We start from the raw sequence: 19,699 nt of genomic DNA, 5'->3' as shown, positions 1-19,699 counted from the left end.
GAGTCACCCATGTCGTAGATTCACGGGCTTGTGGACGGATGGTTGCTTCGACACCACCCATCTTACTGCAACCCAAGAAGATGCGACATGGGTTTTTTCTAGCTATGACTCACGGATCCCGTTTGGGGTGAATAAGGCAGGCTGATTAATGCTCATGAATGCTTTTGGATTTATGAACCGGTCTTTCTCTTGAGAATGCATTTATGGACAATACCGACCGCTACGTCAGCTTGGTTCTCGAAGAATACAAGTCTCTGCGTGATGAATCCAAGCAGGCCACGATCAACATGTGGACGGCAATGCAGTGGACGTCTGTGATTTTTGCTGCGCTGTTTGGAGTAGGTTTGAACCAGTGGAGTTCCGAGGGACCTACAGCACTCCTGGTTTTTGGGCTCTTGGTGCCCTGTTTTAGTCTTGTCACGATGCTGTTCTGGCTCGGTGAAGCCGTCAGACTCAAGCGCACAGGCGATTACATATACCTGCTGGAGCGCAAATTGGCTCTGATCTTCAGAGAAGCGGAACGTATACCAGATGCGCTGACACGCCTGTGGCCAAAGATCCAACAGAATGAGGAATTCAGAATCAGGATTACGGACGCACCCGAAGAGAAGACACTCGTCACCCTTGTAGCACCCTTATCATGGGAAACATGGCTTCGGGAAAGACGAAGCCAGCGCGGCATCCACGCCCACCAGGGTTTACTGTTCGCTTTTCGGCTCGGATTCTTTCTGATGGTTAGCGTGGGCTCCTCGGTCCTTGCCTTACTGTGGCTTAGTGAACAGCAGTGTCCAGTGCATTCGGCGATCTACAAGCTTGTATACATCCTCGGAGGTATCGTCCTAGTCGCTACACTAGGGAATGCGATCTACTGGGGACGCAGTCTTAATGTAAAAATGCGCCCTCTTAATACGAAGCCCAGCACGTCTCCCCCAGATTCCACAGTGCTACTGGATCATTGAGATGACTTCCCAGCTACGACTACCGATCGAATAACATAAAACGGGAAACGGAGCGCCAGGTGGCACTCCGTTTCCCGTTTCACCCCACTCACCCCTCACTTCTTCCCGGGCTCCGTCCCCCAACGGAGACACCGGGCCCTCATCCCTCCCTCACCTCTCCCGGGGCCCCCGTCCCCCAACGGAAGGCACCCGGTCCATCCCCTCACCTGCTCCCGGGCTCCCGTCCCCCAACGGAAGACACCGGGTCCTTCACCCCACCCCTCCCATCCCCACCTGCTCCCGGGCTTTCGTCCCCCAACGAAAGGCACCGGGTCCTCACCCCCCCTCACCTGCCCGGGACTCCGCCCCCTCAAACGAAGGCCCGGCCCGAACCATCCCCCAACTCACCCCATCCGGACTCCCCCCGACAAACCACCCCTCGATCAGACCTCCCTGCCCGTCCCGGCCAGGATCCCCACGGCGCGGAAGCACTTGTGGCAGTACAGCGCCGCGGCGTACTCGCCCTCGGGGTGCGTCACCGACGCGAACCCGTTGGGGTCGATCTCCGGCTCGATGAAGGCCAGGACCTCGATGTTGTCCGGGCCGCACAGCGGGCACGGCACGTTCGACGGATCCTTGCGGTAGGCCATCAGCAGCTCGAGCGCCTCGGCATCGGTGAACGGCCCCTTGGGCTGCGGCAGGGCCTCGGCCAGCTCCTTCGCGATCCGGTTCATCTGCGCCTCCTCAGGGTATCGTCCAGGTTCTCTGCCGAACCTCTCGGTCGATCTCGCGTGCCGAGTGGTAAAGCAACCCCCATGCCACAATCCGCCGCCGGTAACCTCATGCAGAACAATGAATTCCCACCCGTATCCAGCACCGCCAGTCCCCCGGAGTCCAAGCAAACCGCGGGCCAGCTTTGTCGCTGGTGCTCCCTCCGCCCGATGCAGCGGGCGCCGCCAGAGCACAGTATGGACGCACGAAACCCAAAAGGCAAGGGCGCAATGTGCGCGTATCGTTGAGACAGCAATCTTTCCTTCGATCGTTCCTCCAGCCCTTTCGGCCACATCCACCCACCGGATTCGACCTGCAGAGAAATTGTCTTTAATCGTATGTAGCGGTGACGGCGCTGGACGCCCGCGATTTCCTGTCCCGCATCCACCGAAAAGACGAGAGCGGCAGGTCCCGGCCTGCCGCTCTCGCTCCATCCGCTACCTGCCCGCCGTGGCGTTGCCGGGGGGCAGCGGCGGCGAATCGGGCCGTAGCGTGCGCTCGAAGAGCTCGTAGATGCGGCGGTACTCGTCGGCCCACGAGTCCGGGCGCACGAAGGCGTGGTCCTCTACCGGATAGACCGCCAGCTCCCAGTTGGTCTTGCCCAGCTCGATGAGCCGCTGCGACAGGCGCACGATGTCGCTGAAGTGCACGTTGACGTCCACCATGCCGTGCGCCATCAGCAGGTCGCCGCGCAGCCCTTCGGCAAAGTAGATGGGCGACGAGCGGCGGTAGGCCAGCGTGTCTTCCTGCGGCAGGTTCAGGATGCGGCTGGTGTAGCCGTGGTTGTAGTGCGACCAGTCGGTCACCGAGCGCAGGGCGGCGCCGCTGCGAAAGGTTTCGGGCTCGGTGAACAGCCCCATCAGGGTGATGAACCCGCCGTACGAGCCGCCGTACAGGCCGATGCGCCGCGCGTCCACGCCCTCGTTCTGCACCAGCCAGCGGGCGGCGTCCACGTGGTCGCTGAGGTCCTTGCCGCCCATCCAGCGGTAGATCCCCGTCCGCACCGCCGCGCCGTAGCCGGCCGAGCCGCGGTAGTCCACGTCCATCACCGTGTACCCGCGGGAGGCGAGCAGGTGGTTGAACATGTACTCGCGAAAGTACGTGCTCCAGCCGCGGTGGGCGTTCTGCAGGTACCCCGCGCCGTGGACGAAGAGGACGGCGCCCCCGTGCGGCTGCGCGCCCAGCTCGCGCGGGCGGTAGATGCGGGCGTACACCGTCTGCCCGTCCCGCGCGCGAAAGGTCACCACCTCGGGCCTGATCCAGGACCCGCGGCGGAACTCGGCCGTGCGCGACTCCGTGACCTGCCGCGGCTGCGCGCCGGGCTGGTTGGGCATCAGGTACAGCTCGGGCGGGGTGTCGGCGGTGGAGTGCAGCATGGCCAGCGTCCGCCCGTCGGGCGACACGGTGGCGTCGGTCCACCCCTGCAGGGGAGTGATCCGCGTCCGCCCCCCGCCGTTCGCCGAAACGGCGTACAGCGCCCGCTCGCCCGGGTGCGTTTCGCTGGTGGTGATCCAGAAGGTGCCGCGGTCGGGCGAGAGCGTGGCGTCCAGCACCTCCCACTGCCCCGACGTCAGCGCCGTGGCGCGGCCGCCGCTGGCGGAGGTGGTGTACAGGTGCGCGTAGCCGGTGCGCTCGGACATGAAGAAGATGCGGTCGTCCGACAGCCAGCCGGCGGTGTACAGGCCGGGGCCGCCCACCCACGCCGTGTCGCGCAGCGCGTCGACGACCGTCAGCCGCGCGTCCGGGCCGGTGACGTACAGCCAGCGGTCCTTGAAGTCGTACGGGATGCCGGCCAGCAGCACGCGGTCCTGGCCGGGCGCCCACCCCATGTACTCCATGCTGATCTTGCGGGCGCGCAGGGCGCTGTCGGGCTCGATCCAGGTGAGCCGCGAGGTCTGCAGGTCAAGCAGGGCGGCGCGGCTGGTCCCCTCCACGTCGCCCACCTTGGTGCGGATCTCCCGCGACTCGGTGTATCCGCTCTCCGTGACCCAGAAGGGGACCGCGACCTCCTGCCCGCCCTCCGCCTCCTCGTTCACGATCAGCAGCACGTAGCGGCCGGACGGCGATACGCCGAACGACGCAAGCGATTTGTTCTTGCCGATGTACACGGGGTGCACCGCGGCCCGCAGCGAGTCGACCCGCTCCCGGTGCTCGCGCGCCTCGGCGCGGTCGCGGACGACGTCGAACAGCTCGGTCTGCTGGCGGCGCAGCGTCCCCCGCTGGCCGTCGGTGGCGGGGTCGCGCGGGGCGTTGTCGGCGCGGATGTCGGTCAGCTGCCGGTACGGGCCGCCGTCCACGGAAACGGCGTAGACGTTGTTGCCGCTGCGCCAGTAGACGGTACGCCCGTCCGCCGCCATCTCGGCGCCGGACTCGCGCGCGGGGGTCTGGGTGATGCGCCGGTCGCCGCCGCCGGTATCCACCACGTACACGTCGCCCAGGCGCTCGATGGCCCGGCGGGTGCGCGACCGGTCCCATCCCCCGTCGCCCTGGCCGGGGGCGGTGCGGTCGGCCACGCTGTCCGGCAGCAGCTCGGGCGCGCCGCCGTCCACGGACACGCGGTACGTGTGCACCAGCGTGTCGGACGACGCGGGCGTGCGCCAGCGGAAGTAGACCCAGCGGCCGTCCGCCGAAAAGCGCGGGTCTTCGGGCGAGCGGCCCACCAGCTCCGTGCCGCGCATGATGTTGCGGACGGAAAGGTCGAACCCGGACGCGGTGGTCTGCGCCTGCGACGGCACCGCGAACAGCGCCGCGGCCAGCGCGCACGACGCGGCCGGTCCGCGCAGCAGAGAGCGGATCATCATCCCGGAAGCTCGGGTGTGGGGAAGGGTGACTGCTAACAGGTTAGCAGTCTACGGCCTCGCGCCGTGGGGTTCAAGGCGCGGACGGACAAAATGAAGGGAATAGGGAATAGGGAACAGGGAATAGCCGGCAACGGCGGGCCGGATGCCGCTACTGCTGGCCCAAGCTCCGTGAGCAAGGGTCTGCGCAGCAGGTGCGGGAACTCACGCGGGTCAACGGAGGAACGGACGAAAGATCTGGGATGCCGGAACTCCGTTGACGCCGTGTGAGGCCCCTACTCTTTTGGTTCAGCGAGTATGCCGGCAGGTCTACAGCCGAGGGCGCGGCTCCGCGGGATCGCCCCCCCGCAGCACGTCGCGAAGGCGAAAGATCGCCTCGTACACGCCTCCCAGCACCAGCAGGATAAAGCCTGCGCCCCACAGGCCGGTCATGGTTCGCCCCAGCCAGTTCGCCACCCCGGCCGGCGCGTCCGGATACACGGCGCCGAGCACGAACATCACCCCCAACAGCAGAAACCCGCCCAGAATGCCCACGCACGCCAGCAGCCACAGCAGCAGCGTTCCGGTGTACCGCGGATCGGGCAGGTCGAATCGGTTCACGGCGGGAACGCGGCGTGGGTGCGGGCGGGCACGTGCGACACCGGCCGAGGCTCAGCCCGGCAGCTGGATCTCGGGCTTGTCGGGATGGCGGCGATAGATGACGGCCACGCGGCCGATGGCCTGCACCGCCACCGCGCCCTCGATGCGCTCGGCCAGCGCCGCGGCGCCCTCGCGCGCGGACATGGGCGCGGCCTCCAGGATCTTTACCTTCAGCAGCTCGCGGGTGTTGAACGCCTCCTCCACCGAGCGCACCGTCTGGTCCGTGATCCCCTCCTTGCCCACGAAGACCACGGCTTTCAGGTGGTGCGCCAGCGACTTGAGGTGCGCGCGCTGCTTGGGGGTGATCTCCACGGCCGGGTCCGCCTGCTGGTGGTCGATTGGTCTGCATCCTGATTCCGCGGGGAAGATAGCGAGCCGCGTGCCGCCCGGCAGGGGGTGCGCCGCACGGGCGGAACTTTCGATCCCCCTCCATCGGCTCCGGTGGATTGCGATGTCCCGCGCGGCGTCCAGCCCTCCCCGCGCGGCGGAATTCACCAGAATGCGTTGGCGGATGCGGGGCGGGGTGCTATTCTTTCCCCCGGCAGTCCCGAACCTTTTCGCCGTCCAGTCCCCCGCGTGCGCCCGCACGGCGCCCGTGGCGGACCGATGGCGCCCATTCGTACGACCCGCATGCCCTACTCGCTGCTCCCGCTGCCCGACCCGGACGCCGGCGCCCCCTCGTCCGCGTCCGGGGCGACGGACGCCCTGCGGGAGCGCGAAGCGTACTTCCGGTCGCTGGTGGAGAACGCGCGCGACGTCATCCACGTCATCAACCCCGACCAGACCACCCGCTACGTCACCCCGTCGGTAAAGCGCCTGCTGGACTGGGACCCCGAAGAGCTCATCGGACGCAGCGTGCTCGAGATCGTGCACCCCGACGACCTGGAGCACGCGCTGAACGACCTGCGCGCCACGCGCGGCGCGCCGGGCGTGGGGCTGCCCATCGAGGTGCGGGTGCGGCACAAGAACGGGTCGTGGCGCATCTTCGAGGGGATCGGCCGCAACCTGATGGACGACCCGGTGGTGCGGGGCATCGTCGTCAACTCGCGCGACATCACCGACCGCCGCCGCCGCGAAGAGCAGGTGCGCCGCCTGGCCGCCATCCCGCACGAGAGCCCCAACCCCATCCTGGAGTGCGACCTGGAGGGGAACCCCATCTACGTGAACCCGGCCGCGCGGGCGCTGCTGGCGGAGCTGCGGCTGGACGACGCGGTGCGGCTGCTGCCGCCGGACCACGCGCGGGTGGTGCGCGGCTGCGTGGCCAGCGGGCAGGGCGCGCGGGGGATCGAGGCGGCGGTGGGCGCGCGCGTCCTTTCGTGGACGTACCACCCGCACGCGGCGCTGGGCGCGGTGCACGTCTTTGGCGAAGAGGTGACGGAGCGCAAGCAGGTGGAGGAGCGGCTGCTGCACCAGGCGCTGCACGACCCGCTGACCGGCCTGCCCAACCGCCACCTGTTCATGGACCGGCTGAGCGGCGCCATGGGGCGCTTTCACCGGCGCGACGGGCCGCTGTTCGCGGTGCTGTTCCTGGACCTGGACCGCTTCAAGGTGGTCAACGACTCGCTGGGCCACCACGTGGGCGACGAGCTGCTGCAGGTGGTGGGCGAGCGGCTGCGCGCCTCGGTGCGCGCGGGCGACACGGTGGCGCGCTTTGGCGGCGATGAGTTCGCCGTGCTGCTGGAGGAGCTGGAGAGCCTGGACGAGGCCACGCACATCGCCGAGCGGCTGGGGCAGGCGGTGGCGGCCCCCATCAACCTGAGCGGCTACGAGGTGTTCAGCTCGGCCAGCATCGGCATCGCGCTGTGCGCGGCGGGGCTGGACCGGCCCGAGTACCTGCTGCGCAACGCGGACGTGGCCATGTACCGGGCCAAGGGGGGCGGCGCCAGCCGGTACGAGGTGTTCGACCGCACCATGCACGCGCAGGCGCTGGAGCGGCTGCAGATGGAGACGGACCTGCGGCGCGCCCTGGTGCGCGGCGAGTTCCGCCTGCGCTACCAGCCCATCATCTCCCTTACCCGCGGCACCATCACCGGCGTCGAGGCGCTGCTGCGCTGGGACCACGCGGAGCGCGGCCTTACCTCCCCGGGCGACTTCATCCCCGTGGCGGAAGAGACGGGGCTCATCCTGCCGCTGGGGGCGTGGGTGCTGGGCGAGGCGTGCCGGCAGCTGGCGGCGTGGCGGCGCGAGTTTCCGCACGTGCGCATCGCGCTCAGCGTGAACCTTTCGGCCAAGCAGTTCGGCCAGGCAGACCTGGTGCAGCGCATTCGCGCCGCGCTGGACGAGGCGGGGCTGGACCCGCGCCACCTGAAGCTGGAGATCACCGAGAGCGCCATCATCGACCACCCCGGCAGCGCCGGCGCCATGCTGCGGCAGCTGAAGGAGCAGGGGATCCAGGTGCAGATGGACGACTTTGGCACCGGGTACTCGTCGCTCAGCTCGCTGCACTCGCTGCCGCTGGACGCGCTGAAGATCGACCGCAGCTTCGTCAGCCGCATCCCGGAAGACCCCGCCACGCTGCAGATGGTGCGCACCATCGCCCTGCTGGCGCGCGGGCTGGACCTGGCGGTGATCGCCGAGGGGGTGGAGACGCAGGCGCAACTGGACGAGGTGCGGGCGATCGGGTGCGACTACGCGCAGGGCTACCTGATGTCGCCGCCGCTGGACCCCGAAGGGATCAGCGCGCTGCTGACGGAGGACCCCCGCTGGTAGGCGGCCCCTCCGCATCTTCTCATCCAGGTTCATCGCAAACTGGGCCGCAGGCAACGCCGCGGCCCCGCCGCGCGGCAGGGCCTGCCGTCGTGCCGTCGCAAGCTCCCGCAATGGTGAGTATCGCGGAATCCTCCATAGACACCTTTCCCGCCGCGTGCGCGCCGCAGCCAGCGGCCACCTCCACCTGCCGCGCGTCTTTTCCGCGACCCTGCCCCGCCGTTGAGCCGGACGGGAGCGCCGGTGCGTCCGCTGTACCGGGACGCCGCTCCACCTTGCGTGCGTCCGGGAGTCCACGGGATCGCGCGGCGGGGATCGGTGCCGGCGGGCTCCCGGGACGCTCCGGCGGCATGGGTGCCTCCCTCGAAAAACGCGGATGGCCCCCTGCCGCGCTTCCATCCCTCTGCCGACCCTCCGCTTCGCCTGGACCCGGCACCGTGCCGCGGCGATGGATTGGGTGCTCACCCCGGCCGACACGTGATCTGCCGCCCTGCGACAGAATCGACAAAAATCTCTTTTTTGGCCTTTTCCGTTCTGTCCTCTCCGCTGCACGCCCAACCGGCCCGGCGCATTCCGAGGCCCTATCCGGCCGTCCTAACAGTACCATTCCATCCCGCTGATCCTCCGCTGAAGCGTCTGCGCCGTGCTCGTTGAGGCCGCGGAGCACTGGCCCCGACGGACACGCATCCCTCGCGCGAACAACGGTTTACACGCCCCCGCCGGAACCGGTTTTCCCCGGTTTTCTCCGTCGTGCGGCTTCCGCCCGGAACCAACCGCGCTCTCCGCTGTGTACGACCCAGGAGCGGTCGAGGGCCGCTGGCTGCCGTGGGGCCCCGCGGTATCCGGCGCGCATCAATCCGGCCGCCGAAGCGTTTCGTGCAGGCGGTTCCGATCGGTGGTGCACGGCGAATTCCGCTCGCGAGGAATCGATCCCGTTTGCACTCCGTTGCCTGCCGCTCGCTCCCTTTGCCACACCCGATGCAGGAACCTACCATGGCAGACCACATTCTGGGCGCGGTCACCGCCAGTGCCACCTTCGAGGTCGCCGCCCCCACGCTGGACCGCGGCGGCGCCGTCTACAACGTCAAACACCCCGACTTCTGGGGCCAGCCCACCGTCGCCGACGCCTTTGAAGACGCCGACGCCGCGGCGGCCTCCGGCGGATACGTGTACGTGCCCCGCGGCACGTACCTGGTCAACAGGGCCGTCACCCTTTCCGCGAACTGGAAGTTCGCGCCCGGGGCGGTGGTGAAGCCCGACACCGGGATCACGGTGACCTTTACCGGCGGGATCGAGGCCTCGCCCGCGTACCTGTTCGACGAATCCATCGGCACCGTCGCATTTACCACGGACACGCGGATCCGGGAGCTGTACGTGGAGTGGTGGCAGGCACCCGGCCAATCGAACTTCACCGCCGCGTTCGTCAAGGTGGTCAAGGCGCAGGCCTCCACCCGCAGCGTTCCCATCCAGCTCCAGGCGCGCACCTACATCGGCGGCATCGTCATCCCCGACAACCTGTACCTGTTTCCCCGCGGAGGCTTCATCATCCGCGGCATGGGGCCCAAGGCCACCACCCTGCAGAGCGTGAACGCGGCCACACCCGCGATCGCGTACGACGCGACGGTGCCGGGGACGGGATTCGACACCAACAAGCTGCACCTGTCGGTGACCATCGAGAACATGAGCATCAACGGCAGGTATGCGGCGCCCACCGATGCGGGGAACGCGGACGTGGTTCACCTGCGCGGCCTGCGCGGAATCGCGGCGGACCTGCCCAACGACACGGTGGGACGGCGGGTGTACGGGCGTCTTCGCGACCTGTGGATCTCGGGAATCTCGACGCCCCTCGAGGCCACCTACTCCACGGCCAACGCCATCCTGATCCGCGCGCCCTTCGCCATGGAGATCGAGAACGTCATCACCGAGTCCAGCGACTGGGGACTGCGGCTGGAGGGCGGCTCCAACTGCAGCGTCATCCACTTCAACACGATGAACAACAGCTTCGGCGGCATCTACATCGAGGAAGGCGGGTCGCACACCTTCGTCCGCCCGCGCATCGAAGACCGGAACAAGCTCGACAGCGGCATCACGGCCTGCTTCTACCTGAAGGACTCCGGCGCGAACACCTTCTTCGGCTGGGGGAACGAGGGCAAGGGCGGGCTCGACTACACCGTGTTCCTGCACGGCACCCAGGCGTCGCGGCCGGTCATCAACAACGTGTTCCTGGGCGGCGGCGTGGGCGGGGCCAACACCACGCTGGCGGACACCCGCACGGACTTCGCCACCATCCTGATCAAGGGCCACTGCTTCAACAACTACTTCCGGACCGGCGCGCAGCGGCCCAGCAAGCGCGACACGGCCAGCCCGCCCGTCGTCCCCACCACGTACTACGACGCGGTCCGCCTGGAGACGGAGACGGAAACCCTGAACGGGGTCACGACCACGCTGACCCCGCGCCACAACCACCTGCACCTGAGCTATACCGACTTCGCGGACCCGTTCCCCATGGTCAACCTGGGACCCGACCCCTCCAGCAACGTCGTGGAGCTGGTCGAGCGGAACGTGGGCAAGAAGCGGGTGCTGGGACGCGACGTCGCGAAGACGGCGGCGCACACGCTCAAGGAGTACGAGGTGGGGCTGACGTTCAACAACAGCGGCGCCGCCGGCACCACCACCTTCACCCTTCCCGCGGCGAAGGCGGGGATGGAGTACTCGTTCCTCGCGGCGGCGGCGGCGGTGCGCGTTGACCCGGCCGGATCGGAGTCCATCCGCGGCGGCGGGGCCGGAAAGTACCTGGAGATCCCCGCGGGCGGAGGCGCCACGCTGCGCTGCGTGGCCGACGGGAGCTGGGAGATCTTCCTGAGCCGCGGCACGCTGACCTTCGAGCCCTGACCGGGTGGCGGCGGACCGCCCGGGTCCGCCGCCGGCTGAGCCGTACGCAGGGGGAGCCCCGCGCAATGCGCGGGGCTCCACGCGTTTTCGGCCGCACTGATTGCCGGCGGAGACGGAACGCGACGCCCCGCGCACGTGATCCTTGTGCGTCTCACCGTACGCGTTTATCCTGTCCACCCCGTTCACCTCCCCAACAATCATTCTCCACCTTCCACCCATCGACCGCCATGTCGACCGCTTTGCCGTGCCTGGAATCCTCGCATCCACCCACCCGCACTTTCGGGACGTACCGTGCGCCTGTGGCTCATTCGGCGCGGCAGTCCAGGAGGGGCGCATGATCGCGCGAATGGCGGCGGAGGCCGCGGAGCCGGGGCTGCGCGACACGCTGCTCGAGGCGCTGGCGCACAGCGAGAGCGTGGGCATCGCGGTGTGCGACCGCGACTTCCGCTACCTGCTGTGGAACCGGTTCATGGAAGCGCTGACCGGCCTGCCCGCCGCCACGGTGCTGGGGCGCAACGCGCTGCAGATGCACGGACCGCTGCGCGACGAGCGGATGGACGAGGTCCTGAGGCGTGTCCTGGATGGCGAGTCGGTGTCGCTCCCGGACCAGCGCTACACCATTCCGGACGTGCGCGCGGGATGGGTCTCGGTGCAGTACTGGCCCCACCGGGCGGCGGACGGAACGGTCGCGGGGGTCGTGGGCATCGTCCACGACGTGACGGAGCGCCGGCGCGCGGAAGAGGAGAACGAGCGCCTGGCCGCCTTTCCCCGCGAAAGCCCCAACCCGGTGCTGGAGTGCGACGCCGGCGGGCGCGTGGTCTACGCCAACCCGGCCGCGGCGCGCCTGTCGGCGGAGCTGGGGGGGCGGATGGAGCGTGCGCTTCCCGGGCCGGGGCACGCGGACCTGGTGCGCGGCGCGCTGGCCAGCGGCGCGGCGGTGCGCGCGGTGGAGGTGCGCGTAGAGGGGCGCGTCCTTTCCTGGTCCTACCACCCGCACCCGCCGCTGGGGCTGGTCCACCTGTTCGGCGAGGACGTCACCGCGAGGCGGGCGATGGAGGAGCGGCTGCGCCACGAGGCGCTGCACGACCCGCTCACCGGCCTTGCCAACCGCCGGCTGCTGATGGACAGGCTTTCCGCCGCGCTGGACCGGGGCAGGCGGCGCGGCGGCGGGCCGGCGGTGCTCTTTCTGGACCTGGACCGCTTCAAGCTGGTCAACGACTCGCTGGGCCACCCCGTGGGCGACCAGCTGCTGGCCGCCGTGGCGGACCGCCTGCGCCCCTGCGCCGGCCCGGACGACACCGTGGCGCGCTTTGGCGGCGACGAGTTCGCCGTGCTGCTGGAGACCGGGTCGGCCGATGCGGCGCTGCGGACGGCGAACCGCATTCAGCGCGCGCTGGCGGCGCCGGTGGGGCTGGACGGATACGAGGTGGTCACCTCCGCCAGCATCGGCATCGCGGTGGCGACGGTGCAGACGGACGGGCCCGAGGCGCTGCTGCGGGGCGCGGACGTGGCCATGTACCACGCCAAGGCCGGCGGCCCGGGCCGGTGCGAGGTCTACGACCGCGCCATGCACGCGCTGGCCCTGGCGCGCCTGCGCACCGAGACGGAGCTGCGCGGCGCCCTGGACCGCGGCGAGATCACCCCCCACTACCAGCCCATCGTCTCGCTGGGCACCGGCCGCATCGCGGGGGTGGAGGCGCTGGCCCGCTGGCGCCACCCGGAGCGCGGCTGGGTGCACCCCGCGGAGTTCGTCCGCGTGGCGGAGGAGAGCGGCGCCATCGTGGAGCTGGGCCGGCGCGTGCTGGCGCAGGCCTGCCGCGACGCGCGCGCCTGGTCGCACGCGCCGGCCGCGGAGGTGGGGGTGAGCGTGAACCTGTCCGTGAAGCAGCTGGCCCAGGCGGACCTGGTGGACCAGGTGCGCCGCGCCCTGGACGAGTCGGGGTGCGACCCCGCCCGCCTGCGCCTGGAGATCACCGAGAGCGTGCTGGTGGACAGCGCCGAGGCCGCCGCCTCCACCCTGGGGCGGCTCAAGGAGTTGGGGCTGCGGGTGCTGATGGACGACTTCGGCACCGGCTACTCGTCGCTTGCCGCGCTGCACCGCCTGCCCGTGGACGGGCTGAAGGTGGACCGCTCGTTCGTGGCGGCCATGGGCCGGGACGGGCGCGCGGGAGAGCTGGTGGCTTCCGTGGTGGCCCTGGCGCACGCGCTGGGGCTGGAGGTGGTCGCCGAGGGGATCGAGCACCCCGACCAGCTGGCCGGCCTGCGCGCGCTGGGGTGCGACGCCGCCCAGGGCTTCCTGTTCTCCCCCGCCGTCGACGCCGACTCCCTGGCCCGCCTTCTCGCCTCCGGGCGGACGTGGTGAGGCGGCCCCTTTACAAAACCCAACGATAGGTTATAATCGATGGCACGGGTGATGGAGGCGGACGGGTTCGTGTTCTACATGTACCCCGGCGATCATGGTGTAGCACACGTGCATGCGCGCCGGGCGGGGGCATGGTGCGTGATCGGGCTCGGTACGTCGGACGAGCCGCCCGCGATCCTCGCGCACGGAGAGATGAAGCCAATCGACGCACGGCGCGCTTTGTGGATTGTCAACGGCGCGCAGGAACTGCTTCTCGCGAAATGGAGGAAGCTCAATGCCGGGTCTGACGCTTGACGAGATCTTTGCGGAGGTCGACGTAATTCGCGAGCGGATGCGCCAGGAGCACCCGGGCGAGCCCCGGGTTACGGGAGCCCGTTACGACCACGCGACCAGCCGTGTGCTGGTAGAGCTCAGCAATGGATGCCTCTTCGGCTTTCCCGTGTGGATGGTACCGGGAACGAGCCGCGCCACGCCCGACGAGCTGGAGCGGATCGAACTGGAGCCGTTCGGCGAGGCGGTGCTCTGGACTGAGATCAACGCCGACGTGCACGTGACGGGACTGATGCTTTCGACGCTGAACGTAAAGACCTGGGCGGCGAAGTACCTGGGCTCCACCACCTCCCCCGCCAAGGCCGAGGCGGCCCGGGAGAATGGAAAAAAGGGCGGACGCCCCCGCAAGCAGCGCGGCGCGGAGGGGTGACGCACCGTGCTCGCCGGGCGTCAGGCCTCCGCGTCCACGCCCGCCGGCCAGGCGGGATGAGGGTGGATGGCCCCGGCTCTGGTGGGATCATCCGTTCCTGACGGCGGCGCAGGAAGGCGCGGCGGCGGTGCCGCGCGCATTTCCTTTGCACCCTGGCGGGGGCGCGCCTATACTGCGCAGGGGGCAGATTTTTTACGCTTTTTTTGCCAGCGGCGCGGCCGTGCGCGCGCCTACCGGAACCATGGACACCGCCCTTCCGTCCGGCCTGTACCTGCACGACCTTCTTCGCCGCCAGGTGGAGGAGCACCTTGGCCCGCTCGCCCTTTTGCCGGACGAGTGGCACTCGTTTCTGCGCGCCGTCGACGAGGCGTACCGCCGCGCGGACGAAGCGCGCGGGCCGCCGCCGGATGCCGGCCCCGGCGAGCCCGACCTGCTGGACCGCTACCACCGCCTGCAGATCGACGTGGCGGAGCTGGACCGCGCCGCCGGGGCCCTGCGCGAGAGCGACCGGCAGTTCCGCGAGCTGGCCGAGACCGTCGCGGCCGCCACCTTCGTGTACCAGGGCACCCGCTTTCGCTACGTCAACGCCGCCGGCGAGCACCTGACCGGCTACACGCGCGACGAGCTGCTGGGGCTGAGCTTCTGGGACATCGTGGCCCCCGAGCACCGCGACATGGTGCGCCAGCGGGGACTGGCCCGGCAGCGGGGCGAGCCGGTGCCCCCGCGCTACGAGTTCCGCATCCTGCGCAAGGACGGGCAGGAGCGGTGGGTGGACTTTACCGCCGGGATGGTGCGGTACCAGGGCGAGGACGCCGCCCTGGGCACCGCGTTCGACATCACCGACTACAAGGAGGCCGAGGCGGCGCTGCAGCGGCAGGCGCTGGTGTTCGACAACCTGTGGGACGCGGTGATGATCACCGACATGGACGGCCGCCTGGTGGCGTGGAACCCCGCGGCCGAACGGGTCTACGGGTGGTCGCGCGAAGAGGCGCTGGGCCGCGGGGCAGAGCTGTGGCTGGGGCGCGACGCGGCCGCGGAGGTGGCGCTCCAGGTGTTCGACGCGCTGGACCGCGAGGGCCGCTGGCAGGGCGAGATCCGCTTCATCCGCAAGGACGGCACGGCGGGCGTCTCGGAGACGCTGGTGGTGCCCCTGCGCGACGCGCAGGGGCGGCGCGTGGGCGCGCTGGGGGTGAACCGCGACGTGACCGACCGCGCCCGGGCGCAGGAGGAGCTGCGCCGCAGCGAAGAGCGCTACCGGCTGATGGTGGCCGGCAGCGAGCAGGTGTTCTTCTACGTGCACGACACCGAGGGCCGCTTCGAGTACCTGTCGCCCTCGCTGGCCAGCGTGCTGGGGTACGAGCCGGCGTCGCTCATTGGCAGGCCGTACCACGTGCTGCTGACGCCGGACGAGGGAAACGTGGGCGAGGTGGATGCGGGAACGGCGGACGCGCTGGCCTCGCCGGGCGCGCTGAGCAACTACGTGGCCGAGGTGCGGCACCGGGACGGGCACCTGGTGGTGCTGGAGCTGGCCGAGACGGCGCTGGTGCAGAACGGGGCCGTGCGCGGCGTGCAGGGCTTCGCGCGCGACATCACCCCCCGCCGCGCGGCCGAAAAGGCGATGCGCGACAGCGAGGCGCGCTACCGCCGGCTGTTCGAGGAGTCGCGCGACGCCATCTACATCACCGAGGTGGACGGCAGCTTCGTGGCGGTGAACCAGGCGCTGGTGGAGATGTTCGGCTACGAGCGCGAGGCGCTGCTGGCGGGCTCCGTGGGCGACCTGTACGCCAACCCCGCCGACCGCCAGCGCTTTCGCGACGAGATCACCCGCACCGGCCACGTGCGCGACTACGAGGTGCGGCTGGTGCGCAGGGACGGAACGCCCATCGACGCCCTGCTCTCGGCCTCGGTGCGCCGCGCCGCGGACGGAACGGTGCTGGGGTACCAGGGGATCATCCACGACATCAGCGAGCGCAAGCGGGCCGAGGCGCAGCTGGCGTACGGCGCCCTGCACGACGCGCTGACGGGGCTCCCCAACCGCCTGCTGTTCGTGGACCGCCTGGAGCACGCGGCCGAGCGCGTGCGCCGCGGCGACCACGTGCTTTCCGCCGTGCTGTTCCTGGACCTGGACCGCTTCAAGGTGGTCAACGACTCGCTGGGGCACGGGCTGGGCGACCGCATGCTGCGGGAGTGCGCGCAGCGGATGGAGGCGGCGCTGCGCCCCGGCGACACGCTGGCCCGCTTTGGCGGCGACGAGTTCACGGTGCTGCTGGAGGGGATCAGCGGCCCACTGGAGGCTACACACCTGGCCGAGCGGCTGCAGGAGGCGGTGGCGCGCCCCTTCGTGCTGGACGAGCACGAGGTGTTCGCCACGGCCAGCGTGGGGATGGCGTTGGCCACCCTGGGCGACGAGGACGCGGGCGAGCTGCTGCGCAACGCCGACGCGGCGCTCAGCCGGGCCAAGGTGCTGGGCAAGAACCGCCTGGAGGTGTTCGACCGGGCCATGCACGCGCAGGCCATGTCGCGGCTGCGGCTGGAAAGCGACCTGCGGCGCGCGCTGGAGCGGGGGGAGTTCCGGCTGGCCTGGCAGCCCGTGGTGTCGCTGGACACCGGCCGCATCGACGGCTTCGAGGCGCTGCTGCGCTGGAGCCACCCCGACCGCGGCGAGGTGCCGCCCGACACCTTCATCCCCCTGGCCGAAGAGACGGGGCTCATCGTTCCGCTGGGGATGTGGGCCATCGAGGAGTGCTGCCGGCAGCTGCAGCGGTGGACGCAGGCGGGCTACGGCCGGCTGACCGCCGCGGCCAACCTGTCGGCCATCCAGTTCACCGGGCCGGACCTGGCGGACCACCTGTCGCGCACGCTGGACGAGTGCGGGGTGGAGGCCAGCCGCTTCAAGTTCGAGATCACCGAGAGCGTGCTGCTGGAGCACGCCGAGCCGGCGCTGGGCACGCTGCACCGGCTGCGCGAGATGGGGGTGGCGCTGTGCATCGACGACTTCGGCACGGGCTACTCGTCGCTGGGCTACCTGCACCGCTTTCCCATGGACGTGGTCAAGATCGACCGCTCGTTCGTGAGCCGCATGGACCGCGACGCCCGCAGCGCGCAGCTGGTGCACGCCATCGTGAACCTTGCGCGCAACCTGCGGGTGCGGGTGGTGGCCGAAGGGGTGGAGACGCGCGAGCAGCTGGCGGCGCTGCGGGGGATGGGCTGCGACTACGCGCAGGGCTTCCTGTTCGCCGAGGCGCTGTCGGAGGAGCACGCCGCCCGGATGCTCGCCACGAATCCGCAGTGGTAGCCTCCCGGCTCCGCAAAAGATGGGGGTACAGAGGAGCAGAGAAGAAAAGAGAGGAACAGAGGCCCGAACCGCGGCTTCCTCTGTTCCTCTCTTTGCTTCTCTGTTCCTCTGTACCCCCATTCTGTTCATCTATCCTCCGACGCTTCAGGACGGATCGGGATCAGCGGTGCTCGAAGCGCAGCGTCAGCAGCTCCACGGTGCCTGTGGCGCCGGTGGCGCGGGCCAGGCCCAGGCCGTCGCGGTAGTGCCCGCCGGCGCGGATGGGATCGTCGCCGTCCCAGGCGATCTCGCCCAGCAGGTGGTGGCACTGCACCTGGCGCAGCACGTCGCCCGCCCTGGCAAAGGCGCGGACGGCGTCGGACAGGCGGGTCCGCGCGTCGTTCCGGCGGCCGCGCGCCAGGTGGGCCAGCGCCTGGGCGAATCCCCCGATGGCCGCCATGGCGTCGTCCTTCATCCGCCGCCCCGCCCGCAGCGCCTCCGCCCCGGCGTGCTCCGCCTTCTCCAGCCGGCCCAGCCCCAGCAGCGCCGCGGACTTGTTGGCGAACATCAGCACCTGGTCCGCATCCGCCAGCGCGCCGCCCGCCGCCCGCGCCGCGTTGATTCCATCGAGCGCCGCCGCGTAGTCGCCGCGGATGCCGGCGGCCACGGCGGCTCCCAGCATCGCGCGAAAGCGGACCGCGTCTCCGGCATCGCCCTCCAGCATCCGCCGGTAGACCGACGCCGCCTCGTCCACGTCGCCAGAAAGGAGCGCGACGGCGGCCACCTCGGCGAGCGCATCCGCCTCCCCATCCCCCGAGTCCCCTTCCAGCGCCAGCGCGGCGGCGTGCTCCGCGGCGCAGCGGGCGCTCAGCCAGTCCGTCGCCAGGCGCGCGGTGACGGCCTCGCCCAGCACGCCCCCGGCCGACGCGGGGCGCAGCGGGGGAAAGAAGCCGCCCGGGTACAGCGGATCGACGCCCAGCCACGGGTTGGGGAGCAGAACGGGTGCTTCGCGCATCGTCAGGCGATCGGGATCATCGGTGGCGCGCCGGCTCAGTCGCCGCTCGCGGAAGACGGGCGCGGGCGGCGGCGGGCGAGGCGCTCTTCGCGGCGCCGCTGGCCGTCGGCGTGGCGGCGCTTTTCCTCGTCCGTCTCGGGAAGGATGGGCGGCACGCGCGCGGGGCGGCCGTTCTCGTCCAGGGCCACGAAGGTGGCGTAGCAGGTGTTGGTGTGGCGCTCCACGCCGGTGATGGGGTTCTGCGCCATCACCCGCACGCCCACCTCCATGCTGGTCCTGCCCGTGAAGTTGACGGACGCGTGCGCCACCACCAGCTCGCCGATGTAGATGGGCTCGTTGAACTCCACCTCGTCGAAACTCTTGGTGACCACCGGCCGCCCCGCGTGCTTCATGGCGCAGAACGCCGCCGCGCGGTCGATGAACCCCAGCAGCACGCCGCCGAACAGCGTTCCCGCCACGTTCTGGCTCTGCGGCTCCGCCAGGTCGGCGAAGGTGACCTGCGACCCGCGCACGGGACGCGGCACCTCCGGGTCCGGCGGCTCCGAGTCCAGGTAGATCTCCACCGGGCGGATCTTGCTCATCGTCGTTGTGCTCCGTCGTGGGCTGCAGCCTCCAAGGGCGCGGAAGATGGCGCCCGCGGCCCACGGCGGAAAGCCCCGGGGTCAGAGCGCATCCGCAGAAAAGATGGCCTCACACAGAGTTAGCAGAGTCAACAGAGTTTTCTCGTGCCGCTTCCTCTGCTCTCACCGTCGGACACGCGGATCCGTAGTGAGCGGAGGCATGGCGCGCAGGTCGAGCCGGCGTGAGCGTTCGGGAACGGGAGAGGGATGGAATGCGGCAGGGGGCCATCCGCGTTTTTCGGGAGGGATGCGGATCGCGCCGATGATCTCCGGAGCGCGACGGAGCAGGCGGTCCGCACCACCTGATGCGCGATCTTGAGGACCGTCCGCCAAGTCCACCGCCGAGGTGAACGAGGCGGTTTCCGGATGTCGTCAGACGCGCGCGGGCTGCGGCGTGCGGGCGGCGCGCTGCCGCAGCACCTCCGCCACCGCGTTCGCCGGACCGCTCATCAGCCGGATGCGCGTCTGCACGCCGCGTGGGTGAAGCGTCAGGGTCCGAAACAAGAGGAGCCGGCCCAGCTCGGCCCGCTCGATCTGCTCCCAGGGAATGAGCAGCGGTGGATGGCGAAAGCCGAACAGGCGCCAGGGCCGCAGATGCAGCCCGGCCGCGGCCACCTCCACCACCATGCAGCCGCCGTAGCTGACCGGAAGCGGAAACCACCCGCGCCGCAGGTCCAGCGACGCCATGTGGAACGCCCGTACCGGCGCGCGCACCGTACCCGCCGGCTCTCGGTACAGCCGCGCGAGCTCGCCCCACCCGCCCAGCTCCGCAAGCGCGCTGATTCCCCCGATCCATATCACGGCAAAGGCGACCAGGAACACGGGCACGAACCAGAGGGCAAAGGTAAGCGGATCGTTCATGGGCGGCTGGGGGACGTGGGGAAAAAGATGGAGCACGTGGATGATACGGACGCCGCAGGGGGAAGTTGCGGAGCGCCGCACCCGCGGATCGGGCTGTTGCGGGGCAGTATAGTCCGGCGGGCG

At 69.9% G+C, this 19,699-nt stretch carries 14 protein-coding genes; 7 read left to right on the top strand and 7 right to left on the bottom strand.

Features of this window, described 5'->3' with window-relative positions; translation table 11 throughout:
• Positions 1-203 precede the first annotated feature (203 nt).
• A complete protein-coding gene (locus VGC13_RS13255) occupies positions 204-959 on the top strand; it encodes a hypothetical protein (RefSeq protein ID WP_331125733.1) in 756 nt (251 codons plus the stop codon).
• Positions 960-1,381: 422 nt separating this feature from the next.
• Here the strand turns inward: VGC13_RS13255 and VGC13_RS13250 are convergent, their stop codons facing one another.
• The 4 genes from VGC13_RS13250 to VGC13_RS13235 all read right to left on the bottom strand — a co-directional run bounded on the left by VGC13_RS13250 (position 1,382) and on the right by VGC13_RS13235 (position 5,458).
• On the bottom strand, positions 1,382-1,672 hold the full coding sequence (locus tag VGC13_RS13250) for a hypothetical protein (RefSeq protein ID WP_331125732.1): 291 nt from the start codon (positions 1,670-1,672) through the stop codon (positions 1,382-1,384).
• 474 nt (positions 1,673-2,146) lie between these two features.
• On the bottom strand, positions 2,147-4,510 hold the full coding sequence (locus VGC13_RS13245) for a prolyl oligopeptidase family serine peptidase (protein ID WP_331125731.1): 2,364 nt from the start codon (positions 4,508-4,510) through the stop codon (positions 2,147-2,149).
• A gap of 306 nt (positions 4,511-4,816) precedes the next feature.
• Positions 4,817-5,107, bottom strand: coding sequence for a hypothetical protein (locus VGC13_RS13240; protein WP_331125730.1), 291 nt, complete (start codon positions 5,105-5,107; stop codon positions 4,817-4,819).
• A 51-nt stretch (positions 5,108-5,158) separates the two neighbouring features.
• Entirely contained in the window at positions 5,159-5,458 is a 300-nt protein-coding gene (locus tag VGC13_RS13235) for a YhbY family RNA-binding protein (RefSeq protein WP_331125729.1), read from the bottom strand.
• Between the two features lie 294 nt (positions 5,459-5,752).
• On the opposite strand from VGC13_RS13235, the gene VGC13_RS13230 reads away from it, so the two are divergent.
• From VGC13_RS13230 to VGC13_RS13205, 6 genes are all read left to right on the top strand, one after another.
• Complete coding sequence (locus tag VGC13_RS13230; protein ID WP_331125728.1) at positions 5,753-7,855, top strand: putative bifunctional diguanylate cyclase/phosphodiesterase; 2,103 nt, start codon at positions 5,753-5,755, stop codon at positions 7,853-7,855.
• Positions 7,856-8,845: 990 nt separating this feature from the next.
• The gene (locus VGC13_RS13225; protein ID WP_331125727.1) at positions 8,846-10,744 is read left to right on the top strand and encodes a hypothetical protein; all 1,899 of its coding nucleotides are present in this window, start codon (positions 8,846-8,848) and stop codon (positions 10,742-10,744) included.
• Between the two features lie 334 nt (positions 10,745-11,078).
• On the top strand, positions 11,079-13,106 hold the full coding sequence (locus VGC13_RS13220; protein WP_331125726.1) for a putative bifunctional diguanylate cyclase/phosphodiesterase: 2,028 nt from the start codon (positions 11,079-11,081) through the stop codon (positions 13,104-13,106).
• Positions 13,107-13,145: 39 nt separating this feature from the next.
• On the top strand, positions 13,146-13,400 hold the full coding sequence (locus tag VGC13_RS13215) for a DUF4160 domain-containing protein (protein ID WP_331125725.1): 255 nt from the start codon (positions 13,146-13,148) through the stop codon (positions 13,398-13,400).
• On the top strand, positions 13,381-13,806 hold the full coding sequence (locus VGC13_RS13210; protein ID WP_331125724.1) for a DUF2442 domain-containing protein: 426 nt from the start codon (positions 13,381-13,383) through the stop codon (positions 13,804-13,806). Before VGC13_RS13215 ends, VGC13_RS13210 begins: the two co-directional genes overlap by 20 nt.
• Before the next feature lie 241 nt (positions 13,807-14,047).
• Positions 14,048-17,101 carry a PAS domain S-box protein gene (locus VGC13_RS13205; protein ID WP_331125723.1) on the top strand — a complete coding sequence of 1,018 codons (3,054 nt, stop codon included), beginning with the start codon at positions 14,048-14,050 and terminating at the stop codon, positions 17,099-17,101.
• A 160-nt stretch (positions 17,102-17,261) separates the two neighbouring features.
• Here the strand turns inward: VGC13_RS13205 and VGC13_RS13200 are convergent, their stop codons facing one another.
• From VGC13_RS13200 to VGC13_RS13190, 3 genes are all read right to left on the bottom strand, one after another.
• Entirely contained in the window at positions 17,262-18,095 is an 834-nt protein-coding gene (locus VGC13_RS13200) for a hypothetical protein (protein WP_331125722.1), read from the bottom strand.
• Positions 18,096-18,130: 35 nt separating this feature from the next.
• Complete coding sequence (locus VGC13_RS13195) at positions 18,131-18,676, bottom strand: acyl-CoA thioesterase (protein ID WP_331125721.1); 546 nt, start codon at positions 18,674-18,676, stop codon at positions 18,131-18,133.
• Positions 18,677-19,087: 411 nt separating this feature from the next.
• Positions 19,088-19,576 carry a hypothetical protein gene (locus tag VGC13_RS13190; protein WP_331125720.1) on the bottom strand — a complete coding sequence of 163 codons (489 nt, stop codon included), beginning with the start codon at positions 19,574-19,576 and terminating at the stop codon, positions 19,088-19,090.
• Positions 19,577-19,699 lie beyond the last annotated feature (123 nt).

The organism is Longimicrobium sp., assembly GCF_036399255.1.
Taxonomy (GTDB): domain Bacteria; phylum Gemmatimonadota; class Gemmatimonadetes; order Longimicrobiales; family Longimicrobiaceae; genus Longimicrobium.
This window is presented reverse-complemented; position numbering and strand designations above follow the sequence as displayed.